Annotated in this window: 11 protein-coding genes and 1 pseudogene; 7 read left to right on the plus strand and 5 right to left on the minus strand. The window is 71.3% G+C overall.

Annotation, left to right across the window (positions count from 1 at the left end; translation table 11 throughout):
• Positions 1–122: 122 nt before the first annotated feature.
• Positions 123–1,556, minus strand: a complete 1,434-nt coding sequence (locus HCJ92_RS14630) for an endo-1,4-beta-xylanase (RefSeq protein ID WP_167934025.1) — start codon at positions 1,554–1,556, stop codon at positions 123–125.
• Between the two features lie 1,172 nt (positions 1,557–2,728).
• On the opposite strand from HCJ92_RS14630, the gene HCJ92_RS14635 reads away from it, so the two are divergent.
• The 7 genes from HCJ92_RS14635 to HCJ92_RS14665 all read left to right on the plus strand — a co-directional run bounded on the left by HCJ92_RS14635 (position 2,729) and on the right by HCJ92_RS14665 (position 10,501).
• Positions 2,729–4,201, plus strand: coding sequence for a non-reducing end alpha-L-arabinofuranosidase family hydrolase (locus HCJ92_RS14635; RefSeq protein ID WP_167934026.1), 1,473 nt, complete (start codon positions 2,729–2,731; stop codon positions 4,199–4,201).
• A gap of 407 nt (positions 4,202–4,608) precedes the next feature.
• Complete coding sequence (locus tag HCJ92_RS14640) at positions 4,609–5,793, plus strand: helix-turn-helix domain-containing protein (RefSeq protein ID WP_167934027.1); 1,185 nt, start codon at positions 4,609–4,611, stop codon at positions 5,791–5,793.
• Between the two features lie 235 nt (positions 5,794–6,028).
• Positions 6,029–6,805, plus strand: a complete 777-nt coding sequence (locus tag HCJ92_RS14645) for a hypothetical protein (protein ID WP_167934028.1) — start codon at positions 6,029–6,031, stop codon at positions 6,803–6,805.
• Positions 6,802–7,116 carry a hypothetical protein gene (locus HCJ92_RS14650; RefSeq protein ID WP_167934029.1) on the plus strand — a complete coding sequence of 105 codons (315 nt, stop codon included), beginning with the start codon at positions 6,802–6,804 and terminating at the stop codon, positions 7,114–7,116. Before HCJ92_RS14645 ends, HCJ92_RS14650 begins: the two co-directional genes overlap by 4 nt.
• A 133-nt stretch (positions 7,117–7,249) precedes the next feature.
• Positions 7,250–7,714, plus strand: a complete 465-nt coding sequence (locus tag HCJ92_RS14655; RefSeq protein ID WP_167934030.1) for an ASCH domain-containing protein — start codon at positions 7,250–7,252, stop codon at positions 7,712–7,714.
• A 725-nt stretch (positions 7,715–8,439) separates the two neighbouring features.
• Complete coding sequence (locus HCJ92_RS14660) at positions 8,440–9,318, plus strand: class I SAM-dependent methyltransferase (RefSeq protein WP_167934031.1); 879 nt, start codon at positions 8,440–8,442, stop codon at positions 9,316–9,318.
• A 583-nt stretch (positions 9,319–9,901) separates the two neighbouring features.
• The gene (locus tag HCJ92_RS14665) at positions 9,902–10,501 is read left to right on the plus strand and encodes a DUF4232 domain-containing protein (protein WP_167934032.1); all 600 of its coding nucleotides are present in this window, start codon (positions 9,902–9,904) and stop codon (positions 10,499–10,501) included.
• 264 nt (positions 10,502–10,765) lie between these two features.
• Here the strand turns inward: HCJ92_RS14665 and HCJ92_RS14670 are convergent, their stop codons facing one another.
• The 4 genes and pseudogenes from HCJ92_RS14670 to HCJ92_RS14685 form a co-directional block, all read right to left on the minus strand.
• A complete protein-coding gene (locus HCJ92_RS14670; protein WP_167934033.1) occupies positions 10,766–13,048 on the minus strand; it encodes a glycosyl hydrolase in 2,283 nt (760 codons plus the stop codon).
• 452 nt (positions 13,049–13,500) lie between these two features.
• Positions 13,501–14,415: a nucleotidyltransferase family protein gene (locus HCJ92_RS14675; protein ID WP_167934034.1), complete on the minus strand. Its 915-nt coding sequence runs from the start codon at positions 14,413–14,415 to the stop codon at positions 13,501–13,503.
• A 159-nt stretch (positions 14,416–14,574) separates the two neighbouring features.
• Entirely contained in the window at positions 14,575–15,054 is a 480-nt protein-coding gene (locus tag HCJ92_RS14680) for a MarR family winged helix-turn-helix transcriptional regulator (RefSeq protein ID WP_167934035.1), read from the minus strand.
• Positions 15,055–15,356: 302 nt separating this feature from the next.
• Positions 15,357–15,540: pseudogene (locus HCJ92_RS14685) on the minus strand (Asp23/Gls24 family envelope stress response protein); the annotation flags it as partial.

The raw sequence follows: 15,540 nt of genomic DNA on the forward strand, positions 1-15,540 counted from the left end.
TCCCGGGCCGCCGCCGTGACGGCGGTGGGCCCGGGAGACCGGCAGGGTCCGGCGCGGGTGGGCGGAGGGAGCCGTGCCGCAGCGGGTCATCGGCTCCCGCAGCCCTCACCGGCGGACGTCCGTCAGGTGAGGGTCCACTGCTGGTTGCTGCCGCTCCAGCAGGTGTAGAGCTGGAGCTGGGCGCCGTTGCCGGAGCCCGTGGCGTCGAGACAGAGGCCCGACTGGACGCCGACGACGGAACCGTTGGAGTTCACCCGCCACTTCTGGTTGTCGCCACCCCAGCAGCTGTAGATCTGGACCCGGGCACCGACGGCGGTCCCGGCGGCGTCGAGGCACTTGTCGCCGTAGACCCGGAGTTCGCCGGAGGCCGTGAGGCTCCACTGCTGGTTGGCGTTGGTGTGGCAGTCGTACAGCTGGACCTGGGTGCCGTCGGCGGTGGCCGAGTTGGGCACGTCCACGCACCGGCCCGAGCCGACGCCCCGGAGCTGCCCGCCCGTCGGCGTGGTGGGCGGAGGCTGGGTGGAGCCGCCGTTGAGCGCGTTGAGGACACCGTTGTAGGCAGGCTTCTTGCTGCCGTCGCCGTTGAACAGCAGCGGCGTGTGGTGCGAGCGCCAGGAGTCGGTGTCGCGCACCCCCCAGACGGTGATGCCGAGGCAGCGCGTCACGGCCAGGCAGTCGTTGACCACGTTGGCGTAGGTCGTCGGCGAGGCACCCTGGATGTCGAGTTCGGTGACGGACACGTCGACGCCGAGGGCGGCGAAGCTCTGCAGCGTGGTGCGGAAGTTGCTGTTGTACGGGCTGCCGTCGTTGAAGTGCGCCTGGAAGCCGACGCAGTCGATCGGGACGCCCCGCTGCTTGAAGTCCCGGACCATGGCGTACATGGCCTGGGTCTTGGCCGCGTTCCAGTTCTCGACGTTGTAGTCGTTGTAGCAGAGCTTGGCGGACGGGTCGGCGGCGCGCGCGGCGCGGAAGGCGACCTCGATCCAGTCGTTGCCGGAGCGCTGGAGGTTGGAGTCGCGCCGGGCTCCGGAGTTGCCGTCGTCGAACGCCTCGTTCACGACGTCCCACTCGACGATCTTGCCGCGGTAGTGGTTCATCACGCCGTTGATGTGGTCGACCATGGCCTGGCGGAGCGCGCTTCCACTGAGGTTCTGCATCCAACCGGGCTGCTGGGAGTGCCAGGCGAGGGTGTGTCCGCGCACCTGCTTGCCGTTCTGGACGGCCCAGTTGTAGACCCGGTCGCCGGCCGCGAAGTTGAACTGGCCGCGCTGGGGCTGCAGGGCGTCGATCTTCATCTCGTTCTCGGCGGTCACCGAGTCGAACTCGCGGTTTGCGATGGTCGAGTACGTCGAGTCGTTCAGGCGGTTCGCGGCGATGGCGACGCCGAAGTACCGGCCGCTCTGCTTCGCCGCGGCGCCCAGCGTGCTCTCGGCGGCGTGGGCGCTCGGCGGCGCGGCCAGCGCGCCGACCACGCCGAGGGCGACGACGAACAGGGCGACCAACAGGCCGTGGAGCGACCTGCGGACCGCGGGTGGGGCTGTGGCAAACGAGCCCATGACTGTGCCTCCAGGGTGGACGTCAGGGAAGGGCGGAGGTGCTGCGGGGGGAGGTGAAGGCGTCGTCCGCGCCGGCTCGGCATGCGGACGAAGCGGGCGGGACCCCTCGGGCTACGGGATCACCGGCGGCCATGGGCGCGCGGGAGGCGGCCGGTTCGGCGGGGGCGGTGGGGGATGCCGGCGCCGAGCCGGGGAGGACGGCCACGGTCGCGCGTGCCGGACGCGGGGCCGTGGCGGGAGTTCGACAGAGGCATGGGGGTACTCCATCGCGGCTCAGCCGGGAGGACCGCCACGCGGCGACGCGACCTCTCCGCCGTGCGAAGAGCCTCGGCGCGTTGGTGCGGACCTCACCGGACAGGAAACGGGGTGGCACGGGTGCGGTGGCGCGGTGGTGCTGTGGTGCAGTGGTGCTGCGGTGCGCAGGTGTTGCGGTGCGCAGGTGTTGCGGTGCACGGGTCGGCGGGCGACACGGAGTGCTCGGGAGCACCGTGCGGCGCTTCGCGTAACCGCTCCCTCAGACAGGGAGATTGCGGGCTTGTCGGTGGATCGTCAACACCTCGCGCCGATGAAACTTCCAGAACTTCTTCGAAATTTTCCGGAAGCTCGGCGGCTCGACCGGAGCACTGTCGGCCCATCGAGGCCGGTGTCGGTGAACACCGCACGGCCGAGCCCGACCAGCGAACCGGACCAGCGCGTCGCCGCCCTTGCACAGCGCCGAACTGCGCTTTCCGTACCCCGGCGCACTGGCGGGGCACACGCCGGCGGCGGGTCAATGGCGCCCACCCGGCCCGGCGGAGAGGCGCTGTTTACAGCCAAGCCGGTGGCGAGCCTTGACCGAGTGGCCCGGCCTTCCTAACTTGTCGCGTCAAGAAGTCCGTGAAGTTTCGTAAGTGTTCCGGTAACCGGTGCTTCCCCCCGGACAGCTCCGTGGACGACGCTCCCGGAGCCCGGCGGACCCGCCGGCGTGAGGCGCCCCCGGCCCCCACGGCCGGCAGTCCTCCCCCCACGGCTCGTGGCGAGGTGCCCCGGTTCTGAGGTTCAGCGCACCAGCTCTTCGGCATGAGCGGGAGCCTCCGTGTGTCTCCCGCGCCAACCCCTTGGGCGACCGTTCCGCGTTCCTCGCGGGGTCGCTCCACCCCCACCCCCCATGCCCCCAGAGAGGGAGGCCGCTGATGTGGCTTCGCCGTCAGTCCCCATCCCGCCTGAGACGCCCCCTGGTCGTCCTGGCACCCCTGCTGCTCCTGGCAACCGTTCTCGGCGCCCAGCCCGCCGGGGCGGCGACCGTCGACACCGGCGCCTCGTACGTGCTGGTCAACCGCGCGAGCGGCAAGGCGCTGGACGTCCACAACCGGGCGACCGACGACGGCGCCCGCATCACCCAGTGGACCAGGAACGACCAGACCCAGCAGCAGTGGCAGTTCGTCGACTCCGGTAACGGCTACTACCGCATCAAGTCCCGCCACTCCGACAAGGTCCTCGACGTCCACAACTGGTCCACCGCCAACGGCGGTTCCATCGTCCAGTGGGCCGACCTCAACGCCACCAACCAGCAGTGGCGGCTGGTGGACAGCCCGGACGGCTATGTGAGGTTCGTATCGCGCCACAGCAACAAGGCACTCGAGGTACAGGGCGGCTCGACCGCCGACAACGCGAACGTCGTCCAGTACGACGACTGGGGCGGCACCAACCAGCAGTGGCAGCTCGTGAGGGTCGGCTCCGACACTCCCGGCCCCGGCCCGTGTGCGCTTCCCTCGAACTACCGCTGGTCCTCGACCGGCGCGCTGGCCCAGCCCCGGTCGGGATGGGTCTCGCTCAAGGACTTCACCGTCGTGCCCTACAACGGCCGACACCTCGTCTACGCGACGACGCACGACACCGGGACGCGGTGGGGTTCGATGAACTTCAGCCTGTTCGGCAACTGGTCGGAGATGGCCTCGGCCAACCAGAACGCGATGTCCTCCGCGACCGTCGCGCCCACGCTGTTCTACTTCGCGCCGAAGAACATCTGGGTGCTCGCCTACCAGTGGGGCAGGACGTCGTTCTCCTACCGGACCTCGACGGACCCGACCAACCCGAACGGCTGGTCCGCCGAGCAGGAGCTCTTCCGCGGGACGATCTCCAACTCCGACACCGGGCCCATCGACCAGACGCTCATCGCCGACGACACGCACATGTACCTGTTCTTCGCCGGCGACAACGGCAGGATCTACCGGACGAGCATGCCGATCGGTAACTTCCCGAGCAGCTTCGGCTCCAGCTCGACCGTGATCATGAGCGACACGACGAACAACCTGTTCGAAGCGCCGCAGGTCTACAAGCTGCAGGGCCAGAACCGGTACCTGATGATCGTCGAGGCGATCGGCTCGCAGGGCCGCTACTTCCGCTCGTTCACCGCGACCAGCCTGAACGGCAACTGGACGCCGCAGGCCGCGACCGAGAGCAACCCCTTCGCCGGCAAGGCCAACAGCGGCGCCACCTGGACCAACGACATCAGCCACGGTGAGCTGCTCCGCACCAGCGCCGACCAGACCATGACCGTCGACCCCTGCAACCTCCAGCTCCTCTACCAGGGGCGAAGCCCCAACTCCGGCGGCGAGTACGGCCTCCTGCCCTACCGCCCGGGGCTGCTGACCCTCCAACGCTGACAGCAAGAGGCCGGAGCCGGCGCCGCGCCGGTAGTGGCCCGGCCCCGGCTCCGGCAGGGAGCAACCCGGCGGGCTCGGCGGGCTCGGCACCCCGCCGAGCCCGCCGGGGTCGTACCGGCGGTCACCTTGATGGTCCCGGCCGAACCGACACCGGCACCAGATGGCCCGACCGCCGCAGAGAGGGACTTCACCTGGCCGCCCGGAGCCCGCGTTACCGCAACCTCGAATTTGCCCGTGCCACATTCAAGGTTCCTCGATCAACCTTGAAATCCGACCGTGCGTTCGCATTGCCTGCCAGCACCCAAGGGACCCGGGCAGCCAGGTCCTGCCTTCCACCATCCGCAGACCCTCCCGGTACGGCCTCCCGCCTGTACCGTTGTGATCGTCCGCTCACAACGGAGACTGGCATGCCTTCTGGAACTGTCACTCACACCGGAGCCCGCATTCGCCGCGCGCGCAAACTACGGGGGCTGACCCAGCAAGCCCTCGCTGACCTCGCCCCCGGCGTCTCCTACTCCACACTGACCAAGGTCGAGCAGGGACAGCTACCTGCGTCGCCCGGAGTTGTGGCGGCGCTGGCTCGGGGCCTGGGCACCTCGGTCGAGGAACTCACCGGCCAGCCCTACCTGGCAGAACTGCGGCAGGACCAACTCGTCGGCCTCATGCAGCCACTCCGCGAAGCGCTGGACCTCTTCGACATCGCCAGCGCGCCCCTGACCTCTCCGCGCTCCGCTGCCGAACTCGCCGGGGCCAGCGACGGAGTAGCCCGACTCGTTCGAGCCACCAACTTGCGGCAGGCAGCGTCAGAGCTGCCTGCATTGATCCAGGAAGCCACGGCTGCTGCCCATTCGCGAGGCGGCTTCGAGACTTGGCGGGTGCTCGCGACCCTGTACCGCAGCACCTACGACGTTGCGCAGAAGTTGGGATTTCCGGACCTGTCCACCGTGGCGCTGGACAGAGTGGGCTGGGCCTCCGAGCGCGGATCGGACCCCGTCTTCGCCGCGCTCCGCCAGTACTTCCGGGCGCTGTCATACCTGCGGGGTGGTGATTACGAGACGGGACGTCGACTCATCAGCTCCGGCCACGGCCTTCTTGGCGACGCCCAGGAAGGCAGAGAGAAGAACGCGGTGGTCGGACAACTGCACCTCGGAGCTTCCGTACTCGCCGCTCGTGCCGGTGACAGCGCAGCTGACAGCCATCTCGACGAAGCCGATCGCCTGGCCGATCTGACCGGACCGGCGGAGTCTTTGCACTGGTTGAGTTTCGGGCCCACCAATGTCGCGGCTCACCGCGTCTCCGTGCTTGCCGAGCGAACCGAGTACGCCGCCGCTGTCGCCGTCGCGCGCGATATGACCGTACCGACCAGCTGGCCGCGCTCGCGAGCAAGTCACCACCACGCGGAAGTCGCACGGGCACTGATGTGGACAGGCGACACCGACGCGGCGTTCCGTCAGCTTCAAGCGGCGCGCTCCGCCGGGCCACAGCAGGCCAAGTACCACCCGGTGGTCCGGCAGACGTGGGAAGGGTTGGAGGCGTCCCGGCGACGCTCCGCCGCGGGCTTCTCCTCATTCGGCAGCTGGCTGGGCATGTGACAGAACGTCACCAAACTATCATCGATCACTGATAGTTGCGTGATGACTACAGCGACATTCTGGGACGGTCACCGCCGGATCGTCCCAGGAGAGTCGATGCCCGAACCTATTCCGTGGCCGCCCGACACACCCGAGCACATCCGGCGGCCGGTTCCGCCCATGTGCACCCGCTGCCGCCGGTCGCATCCGGTGGCCGACCCGTGCGAGAAGGTTCTCCCGACGCCGGAGCACCTCCGTGCTCCGACGTGACCGACAGAAGGACCAGTCGGACGGCATCTGGTGCGAGGTGGTCGCGCGGAGTCCGGAGGCCGGGGGTGAGTGGTACCTCGGCGGGCACTGGGCGGACTGCGCGCCCGAGGCCATGGCCTGGTTGCGGCGCCAGGCGCTGCGGCTCGCGGAGGCGCTGGAGCCCTCCCCCGTGGCCTCACCGTTCCCCGTCCGGGCGCTGACGCCGCTGAGCTGCGGCGACGTGTCGCCCGCCCAGGTCTTCCGCGACTGGGCCGGCGACCACGCGTTCCAGCAGGTGCAGCGTGCCGCGCTCGCCACCGGGCGTCCGATCAGCACCAACGCCCGTGGGCCGGACCGCGTCAACGGCTGCGACGAGGTGGACGTCCTGTACTCCCTCTCGGCCCGCCCGATCCTCCGCCGGCGGCTCGCGCCCCTTCCCGCTCCGGCCGCAGTCGGCCCCGCGCCGCTCCGCCTGATTACCGCACCCCGCCACCACCCCGCACTGGAGACGAGACAGCCCGTGTACGAGGAGATCAGCTTCACCAACTCCGACCGCGAAGCCGCCGAGGAGGCCGCCCGCGAACTGTTCAACCACGTCAAGCAACTCGGCGTCCGGCTGGACGACATCGACGTCATCGACCCGTGCGACGGCTGCCGCCGCCGTGACTACCGCATCCAACTCGGACACCTCACCCACGAAGAGGTGACCGTGCTCAACAGCGCGCTCGACAGACGACTGTCCGGGCCGGACGACGACGGCTGCGGCGACGGCCCCGCGACATGACCGCGCCGCGCGCGGCACCGGCCGTACGGGCGCGCAGTCTCCGGCTGACCGCGAACGAGATCCGCATCGGTGACCTGGTCGCCTTCGGCGGGACGACGCTGGCCGTCACGTTCCGGGTGCATCGCGGTGGGGCCGTCCGCCTGGAACTCGGCACGCTCGCCCGGGTGACGCTCGCACCCGCGGTCGCCCTGACCATCACCCGGCCGACCAGGCTCCTCCCCGGCGAGCCGGACGCCACGCGCCCGAACGGTCGCCGCACAGTCGACGCCCCGGGCGGAGGCACCGCCCGCATACCCGCGGTCGGACCCTGACGCCACCGCCCCCAACCGGCCCGAGCACCGCGACGGGGCGATGGCGACCCGCCCGTCCGGCCGCTGGTGAGCGCGGCGCCGGGCGCCGGAAAAGCGGCGGCCGACGACCGGTGCGCCCGACTACGGTGACGGCATGACCCACGACCCCGCGCCCCTCGGCGACCCGGCCGAGCTGCCCCGCACCGAGTTCGCGTTCCCCGGCCCGCTCCGCGACAAGCTGGTGGCGGCCATCCTCGACGGCTCCAAGACGGCGACGACCGGGCTGCTGCTCGACTACGAGCACGAGGGCGAGCCACTGCCGGAGGTGGGTGCCCGGTCCGTGGTGGTCGACTCGGCGGACCGACCCGTCGCCGTCATCGAGATCACCGACGTACGCGTCGTGCCCCTGCGCGACGTGGACCTCGCCCACGCCGTGGACGAGGGAGAAGGCGACACCACCGTCGCCGGCTGGCGCGCCGCCCACGAGCGGTTCTGGCACAGCGACGAAATGCGCGCCGCCCTCGACGACCCGACGTTCACCGTGGACGACACCACCCCCGTCGTCCTCGAACGCTTCCACCTCCTCACCGACCTCCGCCCCCGCAGCCCGGCATGTTGACCCTCCACGCGGCACGCTGGTGCAGGCCCCGAAAGACCGAGGCCAATGGATTAAAAGTCCACTGGTTGCTAGTTCCCCACAGCCGCTGGGGCCCGCCGGGCACGCGCAGCGACCCGTTTTCCTGCACCCAAGCGGGGCGATGAGGACGAAGCCGGCGCAGAGCACGTCCACGGGCGGGACCGTGTTGCTACTCCTCTCAGGGGCAATGAGGACCCCACTGTGAAGGTCCAGGTCGGAGGCGGACCAGCGGGGGTGGCGCGTGGGGTGTTTTTCAGCGAACCTCCGGTAGTGCTACCCCGGCGTGTCGCTGAAATGCGGGGCGTCCGGACCATGCACAGATGGACTCCGTACCCCCACCGGATGGCACGAGGAGTCGGTCCCATGGCGGTGTTCAGGTGTACCAAGCGACCTTGCTGGACTTGGCCAAAGAGCCGGTCAGCTGACGCTCGGGGCACGGCGCCCGATGCGTCGCCGGTGCTCGTCGTGGCTGGGCGGGAGACAGCGGGCGTCGCGAGCAGCATGCCGTGGCCGACCTGCTCTGGACTGCGCGTTCGCTGAGCCGCAGTCCCCGCCCTGGCTGGGCACACCTACCGCCGGGCCAGCGGTGTGGCCCAGAGATGCGTCCAGCCCGGCCTGTTTGCGCCTGGTGCAGCAGGCGCCACGACCTTCTTGCCGAGTCAGCAAGGTGGCATGCTATTCAGGCACGCCGTTCGTACGGTGAAGCCATGACGCACTCACCCCAGCACGGCACCCACACCGCCGACCAGCACCAGCACCAGCACCAGCACGAGCACGACGACAGCGGCCAGGCCGAGATCCTCGACCTCGACGCCGAGGTCCTCGCCGAGCACATCGCCGGGATCACCGGCTCGCTGCCGCTGGCCTCAGCGCCACGGCAGATCGTCGATCTCGGCTGCGGCACCGGCGCTGGCACCTTCGCGCTGCTGGAACGTTTCCCGGAGGCGCACATCACTGCCGTGGACACCTCGACCGGGCACCTGAAGCTGCTCGCCGACAAGGCCTGCGCCGAGGGCGTGCAGGACCGCGTGCGGACCGTGCAAGCCGACCTGGACGCCGCCGCCTGGCCCGAGCTGGGTACGCCGGACCTGGTGTGGGCGTCCGCCTCGATGCACCACATGGCCGACCCCGCGCACGCACTCGCCAAGGTCCACGAGTTGCTACCGCCCGGCGGCCTTTTCGCCGTCGTCGAACTGGACGGCTTCCCTCGGTTCCTTCCGGCCGACGCACCCGCCGAACGCCCCGGGCTGGAAGAACGCTGCCACCGTGCCACCGACAGCTTCCACGCCGAACACGTCCCCCATCGGGGCGCCGACTGGGGCCCGATGCTCTCGGGCGCCGGGTTCACCGTCGAGGACACCCGCACCATCGCGGTGAACATTGAGGGCGACCGCAGCGAGGCCATCGGCCGCTACGCCCTCGGCAGCCTCCAGCGGCTCCGCGACACGGCAGCGCCGGGCCTGGACCCCGCCGATGTCACCGCCCTCGACGCCCTGCTCGACACCGCCGGCCCAAACAGCATCCTCCGCCGCACCGACCTCACTGTCCGCACCACCCGCACCGTCTGGGCAGCCCGCAGGCGGTGAGCCGTGCGGCGACGGCTGGTGCGACCCCTCGTAGGGGCGATGAGAACGCACGAACGGCAGCCCGGCGAAGGCCACGAACGTCGGTTGCCACCCCTCGTAGGGGCGATGAGGACGCGGCATCCCCCGCCCCGGGGAAGCCGGCTGCGGGTAGTTGCTACCCCTCGTAGGGGCGATGAGGACCCCATGGTGAAGGTCCAGGTCAGGGACGGTGCGGCCGGGGTTGTGGGTGGGGTGGTTTTCAGCGGACCTCCGGTTGTGCTCGGAACCTCGGCGTGTCGCTGAAATTCGGGGCTGGCCGGGGGCTGGTGCGGGCTCGCTCAGGATGGCATGGGCGGGCGGGTGGAGGTGGGGCTTTCGGTGGGATTCGGCGGCGCCGGGCGGCCTGCGGCGTCCCGAATCGGTGTCCCAGCGGGGTGGTGTCTCTGCTGGTCAGGGGTGGTCCCGGCATCCCGGTGTCCCGGAAAGGGCTGTGGGGGTCGCGGCTGGGACGGGGGCGGGCGCAGGGTCGGTCCCGTCGAGCTCACCGCTCGGCGTTCCGACTGCGACTCCGACTTCGAACCCGAACCTGAAAGAGGTAGACGCCATGGCTTCCTCCCTTCCTCGCCGCCCCCGCTTCCGCACCGCCGTCACCGTCGCTGCCGCCGTCGCCGCGCTGGGCGTGACGACAGGGGTCGCCACCGCCGGTGGTGCGTCCGGCGCTTCCACCGCGTCCCCCGCCCCCGCCGGGGCGCCCGTGGCCGTCGCTGACGAGTACGACGAGCTGGTGCTGTGCGAGGGATCCAACACCGAGGTCACCGCGGAGCCGCTGGAGCGGCCGTTGAACCGGCTGCTGCTGACCGCGACCAACACCGGGGACAGCAACTGCGTACTGCTGGAGTACCCCTCGCTGTGGCACGAGGGCGCCCAGGCGGTGCCGCCTGCGTTCGAGGAGTCGCGTCCGGCGTCGCCGGTCGTCCTCGCGCCGGGTGAGTCCGGGTACGCCTCGGTGGCGCTCTCCGCGACGGACGGCAGCGGTGGCGACGGCACCACGTACGACGCGCTGACGGTGGGGTTCAGCCTGCTCGGCCACGGCTCCTACGGGCAGGACGTCGCGCTCGAACTCCCCGAGGGCGGTGTCCACATCGACGACAGCCTGACCGTCACCTACTGGCTGGACACCGTGGACGACGCCGTCATCTGGTGACGCCGGGGGGCCGCTGATGAGCGGGTACCGGGCCGGGAACGCAGCAGTGCCCGCCACCCCTGGTGGAGGGTGGCGGGCACCGCTTGTGGGGACCGGCCGGCAGGGGCCGGTCCGTTACCCGGGCCGTGGCCGCGGCCCGGGAGTTCACCGCGGGCCGCCCCGTTGCCGGGGCGACCGCGGCAGTCTCGTGCAGCCTGTCCGACGGCCGTCAGCCGACCGTCGGCAGTGCTGTCAGCCGTCCGTCAGGCCTGCGTCAGCCGTCCGTCAGCCGTTGGAGCTGGCGGAGGAGTTGGCCGGGACGGTGAGGGTGGTGCCGTCGGAGAAGGTCACCGTCTGCTCCGTGTCCGCGTAGTTGTGCGCGGCGTAGGTGCGGTTGCCGTCCTTCTCGAAGACCGCGGCGGTCGGGCTGTCGGCCGTCACGTCCAGGTTCGGCGCACCGACGGTCGCGAGGGTGTTGATCCAGTGGTAGGTGTGCGCGCGGGTCGCACCGGCCTCCGGCTCGTACGCGTTGTTGTCGGCGTCGTACGAGGACTTGGCGGTGTCCGGGTCGGCGAGGGCCTGGAACTGCCACAGCAGGTCGCGCCACTCCTCGAACGGCCCGCCGTTCTGGTCGACGAGGTGGTCGAGGTTGCGGTTGACGGCCTCGGGGTTGGCGGCGAGGTGCAGCGAACCACCGGTCACGGGCAGCACGTTGATGCCGTGGATCTCCTCCGGGTTGGCGGTCCACCAGGTGGAGTACGCGGCGCCGGAGCCCCAGACCATGCCGACGATCGGGTGCTCGTAGTTGTCGGGGTAGACCTCCTGGTCCGCGTCGAACCAGTACTGGCGGATGGCCTCGGCCTCGGTGGTCAGCAGGTAGACGCCGAGGTCACGCAGCTCCTCATCGCCGGTGGCCGAGCCCCACTTGATGAGGCCGACGCTGAGGTTGATCGACTCGGAGGACGACTCCTGGTTGTTGCCGGCGGCGAAGCCCTGGTGGCCGGCGGCCCAGCTGTGGCCCGCGTAGGGGTCGAAGCCCCGCAGGAACGGGTAGCGGTCGTCGTCACGTGCCGGGTTGGCGGTGTCGCGGATCAGCTCCGTGACCATGCCGCCCCACTCGGACTGCTCGGCCCACTGCGGGTCGAACTGCGCGACGATCGCGGCGGCCATCACGAAGTAGCTGTAGTGGAAGTGGTGGTCGTTGAGCTCGGTGTCGCTGCCGTAGGACGCCGGGTAGCCCGTCAGGGTCGACCAGTCGGAGTCGTAGGAGAACTCGGCCGGGCCGCCGACGGTGAACCACTCCTGGAGGCGGTCCTTGATCAGCGTGAGGAGCTGGTCGCGCGCGCCGTCGTTGCCGGTCTGGTCGGCCAGGGTCACCAGCTGGGCGAGCTTGCCGAGCTGCTTGCCGGTCCAGTAGGTGTCGGTGGCGCCCTCGAACGGGTCGGGCGAGCCGAGGACGTCGGCTATGTAGCCGTCGACCCGGGCGTTGTCGACGCCTTCGCTCTCGGGGAGGGCGGGCAGCACGCCGGGAACGGTCTGCGTGGTGGTGAAGGAGTTGCTCTCGCGGACCTTCATCGCACCGCGCGGCGACACGTACTCGTAGTCGAGGAGCGCGTCGTCGGTGTGCAGCCACTGGTGGCGGTAGAGCGCCGAGATGGTGCCGGTCTCGGAACCCTCGCGGGCCTCGGTCTGGAGCGTGTAGGTCGCGTTGACCTCGCCGGCGTCGGTGTCGTAGTCCCACGACACCTCGGAGCCGGTGACGAAGCTGAACGCGTACTGCGTGTACGTCTCCAGCGCTTCCCGCTCGGGCAGCAGCGCGACCGAGTAGTAGTCGTTGCCGCCGAGGGAGGCGGTGACGGAGGTGCCGGAGACGTTCCAGTCGCTGCCGGTGGGGGCGAACAGCGCGTAGTGGTTGCCGGCGACGGTCACGCCGAGGACGTTGCCCTCGTCGGCGAAGACCTCAGGGGTTCCGTTGGTGATGATCTCGGCGTCGCCGCCGCTCGTCTCGGCGTAGACGTAGGGCAGGCCGTGGCCGATGGTGGCGCGCAGCTCGCGGTCGTTGTCGGCCCAGTAGGGCGTGACGGTCCAGTCCGACCAGCCGTCGGCCTTGACGTCGGGCGAGTTGAGGCCGGCGACGCTCAGCGTCAGGTCGGCGGAGTGGACGAACTCGTACTGGCGCCCGTCACCGACGATCGCGTGGTCGGTCGGGTAGCCGACCTGGAGGCCCTCGGCGACGGCCTGGTAGGTGAGCGGGTGGCCGTACATCGGCTGGGAGTACGGGTTGTCCGCGTAGCGCTTGAAGACGAGCGAGGACCACCAGTCGTTGGTGGGGACGGGCTCGTCGGCGACCGCGTCGGTGACCGTCGGCAGGACCGGGGTGCCCATGTTGTCGGTGGGGCCCTGCGTGCCGGCCGGGCGGGTGTCGGAGTAGCCGCCGTTGCCGACGGGGACCTCGGCGGCCCCGGCGGACGGGATCACGACGACGCCGGTGACGGCCGCCGCTGTCGCTGCGGCCACGGTCGTCAGTGCGATCCGGCGTCGTCGCCGGGTCACGCGATGCTGGCTCATCTGCTACCTCATGGTGTGGGGGGAGACGGGCACCACCGGAAGCGGTTCCGGCGAACACCGGAAGCGGTTCCGGCGAACGCGAAGCTAGGAGCGCCCGGAGCGGGTGTCAACGGGCCCCGGCGGGTTCCGGGAACGGGACCCGACCCCCGGGGGTGGCGTTTACCCGCAGGTCGGAGCGGCGACAACCGGCTGTTGTCGGGTACATGCGGCGCTCCGAGAACTCCGAAGGGATCACCGTCGGCTCAGCCGCTCTTAAGTCGCGGTTAAGAACGGGCGGTTCGCAGCGGGGGAAGACTGAACGGATGCGCGCGGCACGGAAGTTGCCGTGACGCGGCTCACCGGAGGGCGCGTTCGCCCCCGCTCCGGAGACGTGGACCGGGGACCGGGCGGGGCCGGTGCCGGGGCGGGGCCGGGCCCGGGGCTGGATCGGGGACCGGGTGGGGCGGGGCGGGTCAGGGGCGGGGTGCCTTGCGGCCGTGGACGGACTCGTACTCCCGGGCGAGCCAGGGGCCGAGGTCGTCGAGGAGCATCGTCAGCACGGCGGAGTCGGCGGAGGGCTTGCGCGCCACGGCAGCCGCCGTGCGCATCCGGTCGGCGTGCTCCGGGTAATGCCGCGCGAAGAGCTCCGCGGAACGGTCGAGGTCACTGGTCCAGCCGCCCCACCACGGCATGACGAGCGTGAAGCCGGTGCGCACCACGCGCCGGGCCACCAGTCTGGCGAGCGCGCGACGTTCGGTGTCGGTGCGCGCCGCGGCGGCGCGGGTACGCCAGTCCGGGAGGGCGAGGTGGAGGTCGCCGTTGGTCTCGCGTGCGAGCAGCGCGGTGGGCCGGTACGCGGGGAGCCGGTCGGCGAGGTCCTCGCCGAGTAGCGGAGTGCAGAGGCAGGCGACGAAGAAGCCCAGGTCGTGTCGTTCCGACTCGCTGAGGAGCGTGTCGGTCGAGGCGAGCAGGATCCCGCCGCCGACGACCTGGGGGAACTCCGCGTCGATCGCGGACTCCACCGCCGCCGCGGCGGCTCGGCCGGCGGGTGTCGGTTCGGCGCGCAGGGCGAGGAGGACGTCCAGGTCGGAGCGGCCGGGGACGGCGGTGCCGCGCGGGATGCTGCCGTAGAGGTAGGCGCTGTGCAGTCGCCCGGCGGCGCCTTCGCCGTCCGCACGGGGCACGGCGTCCGCACGCAGCCCGCTGTCCGCATGGGCCCCGGCGTCCGCGGCGTCCGCGCCGAGTGCCGGGCCGAAGGCGGCGGTGAGGCGGGAGCGCAGGGTCGCGACGACCGGTTCGAACGGCGGGGCGACGTGGTGGAGCGCCCCCTCACGGGCGATCGTGCCGTCGCTGTTCAGTCCGCGGTCGCCCGGTGCCCGTTCGTCCATGGGGCCACTCTGCCCTCGTGCACGGGGCACTGCCGAGTCGTTTTCCCCGGCGGCCCCGCGCACACCGCCGGCGGCGCGGCTCGGACGCCGCGGGGGCGGCCCGGGGGCGTGCGAGGCGGACCGCGCGGGCGCGGCGGCGGAGGGGCGCCGTCCCGCGGCTCAGTCGGCGACGAGGACGGAGCGCGCCGCGCGGTCGCCGATGACCTCGCGCAGGCCGTCGTTGGCCCGGTCCAGCATGCCGACCAAGGCGCGTCCCTCGTCCGGTGCGAGTGCGGAGGTGGTGACGACGGCGAGGTCGTCCCAGACGCGTTCGATGACGGGAACCAGTTCCCGCCCCCGGTCGGTGAGCCGGATGCGGACCTGCCGCCGGTCGCCCGGGACCGGCTCGCGGCTGAAGAGACCCGAGCGTTCCAGCCGGGTGAGGCTCCGGGTCGCCGTCGCCGGTTCGATGCCGAGGCGGGAGGCGAGGGCGGAGATCGTCATGCCGCCGTCGGCGTCGGCCTCGGCGAGCAGCCACAGCAGCACGTCCTGGCCGGGGTGGAGCCCCAGCTCCGCCAACCGGTCGGCCTTGGCGGCCCGGTACAGCTTCGACAGCGTGTTCAACGCGCTGTTCAGCCTGGTCACGTCCACTGCTTCCATGGCGTCACCCTAACCAGGCGTTTCGGGCACCGTAGCCGGAGCCCCGCACTGGCGACGGAGCGGAAGCCCCGGGGCGAACCACCCAGTCCCGGAGGGGTGGTGACATGGCGTGTCGATGCATGACGCAACAGGTCACAACGGTTGCGTGCGGGTCGGGAGGGGCCCCGGGGGCGGCGGTTCCCAGGCGGTTCCCGGCGATGCTGAAGAGGCGAGGGCGCCTGTCGGGGCGCGCATCGCGCCCCGCGCGCCCCGTGCGCTGCGTGTACGGACGGGGGTGCGACGGGCGCGTGGGCGGCGCGCGCTCAGACCAGGTGGGTGACGGTCACCCGGACGGACGGCGGGACGCTTCCCGCGACGGCGGCGCCGACGGCGGTGGTCACCGCCCGCGCCACGTCCAGCGCCCGGTGCCCGCGCCGGACCGCGACCTGGACGTCCACGTGCCAGCGGTCCGGGCCCTCGCGGCGGGAGACCCGCACGCCGTGAGGT

It is taken from the genome of Streptomyces spiramenti (assembly GCF_012034385.1).
GTDB classification, from domain to species: Bacteria; Actinomycetota; Actinomycetes; order Streptomycetales; family Streptomycetaceae; genus Streptomyces; species Streptomyces spiramenti.

Coding starts and splice junctions, on each gene's coding strand:
- HCJ92_RS14675 (WP_167934034.1), bottom strand. CDS start 14,415: ATGGACGAACGGGCACCGGGCGACCGCGGACTGAACAGCGACGGCACG.
- HCJ92_RS14640 (WP_167934027.1), top strand. CDS start 4,609: ATGCCTTCTGGAACTGTCACTCACACCGGAGCCCGCATTCGCCGCGCG.
- HCJ92_RS14665 (WP_167934032.1), top strand. CDS start 9,902: ATGGCTTCCTCCCTTCCTCGCCGCCCCCGCTTCCGCACCGCCGTCACC.
- HCJ92_RS14655 (WP_167934030.1), top strand. CDS start 7,250: ATGACCCACGACCCCGCGCCCCTCGGCGACCCGGCCGAGCTGCCCCGC.
- HCJ92_RS14630 (WP_167934025.1), bottom strand. CDS start 1,556: ATGGGCTCGTTTGCCACAGCCCCACCCGCGGTCCGCAGGTCGCTCCAC.
- HCJ92_RS14680 (WP_167934035.1), bottom strand. CDS start 15,054: ATGGAAGCAGTGGACGTGACCAGGCTGAACAGCGCGTTGAACACGCTG.
- HCJ92_RS14660 (WP_167934031.1), top strand. CDS start 8,440: ATGACGCACTCACCCCAGCACGGCACCCACACCGCCGACCAGCACCAG.
- HCJ92_RS14635 (WP_167934026.1), top strand. CDS start 2,729: ATGTGGCTTCGCCGTCAGTCCCCATCCCGCCTGAGACGCCCCCTGGTC.
- HCJ92_RS14670 (WP_167934033.1), bottom strand. CDS start 13,048: ATGAGCCAGCATCGCGTGACCCGGCGACGACGCCGGATCGCACTGACG.
- HCJ92_RS14650 (WP_167934029.1), top strand. CDS start 6,802: ATGACCGCGCCGCGCGCGGCACCGGCCGTACGGGCGCGCAGTCTCCGG.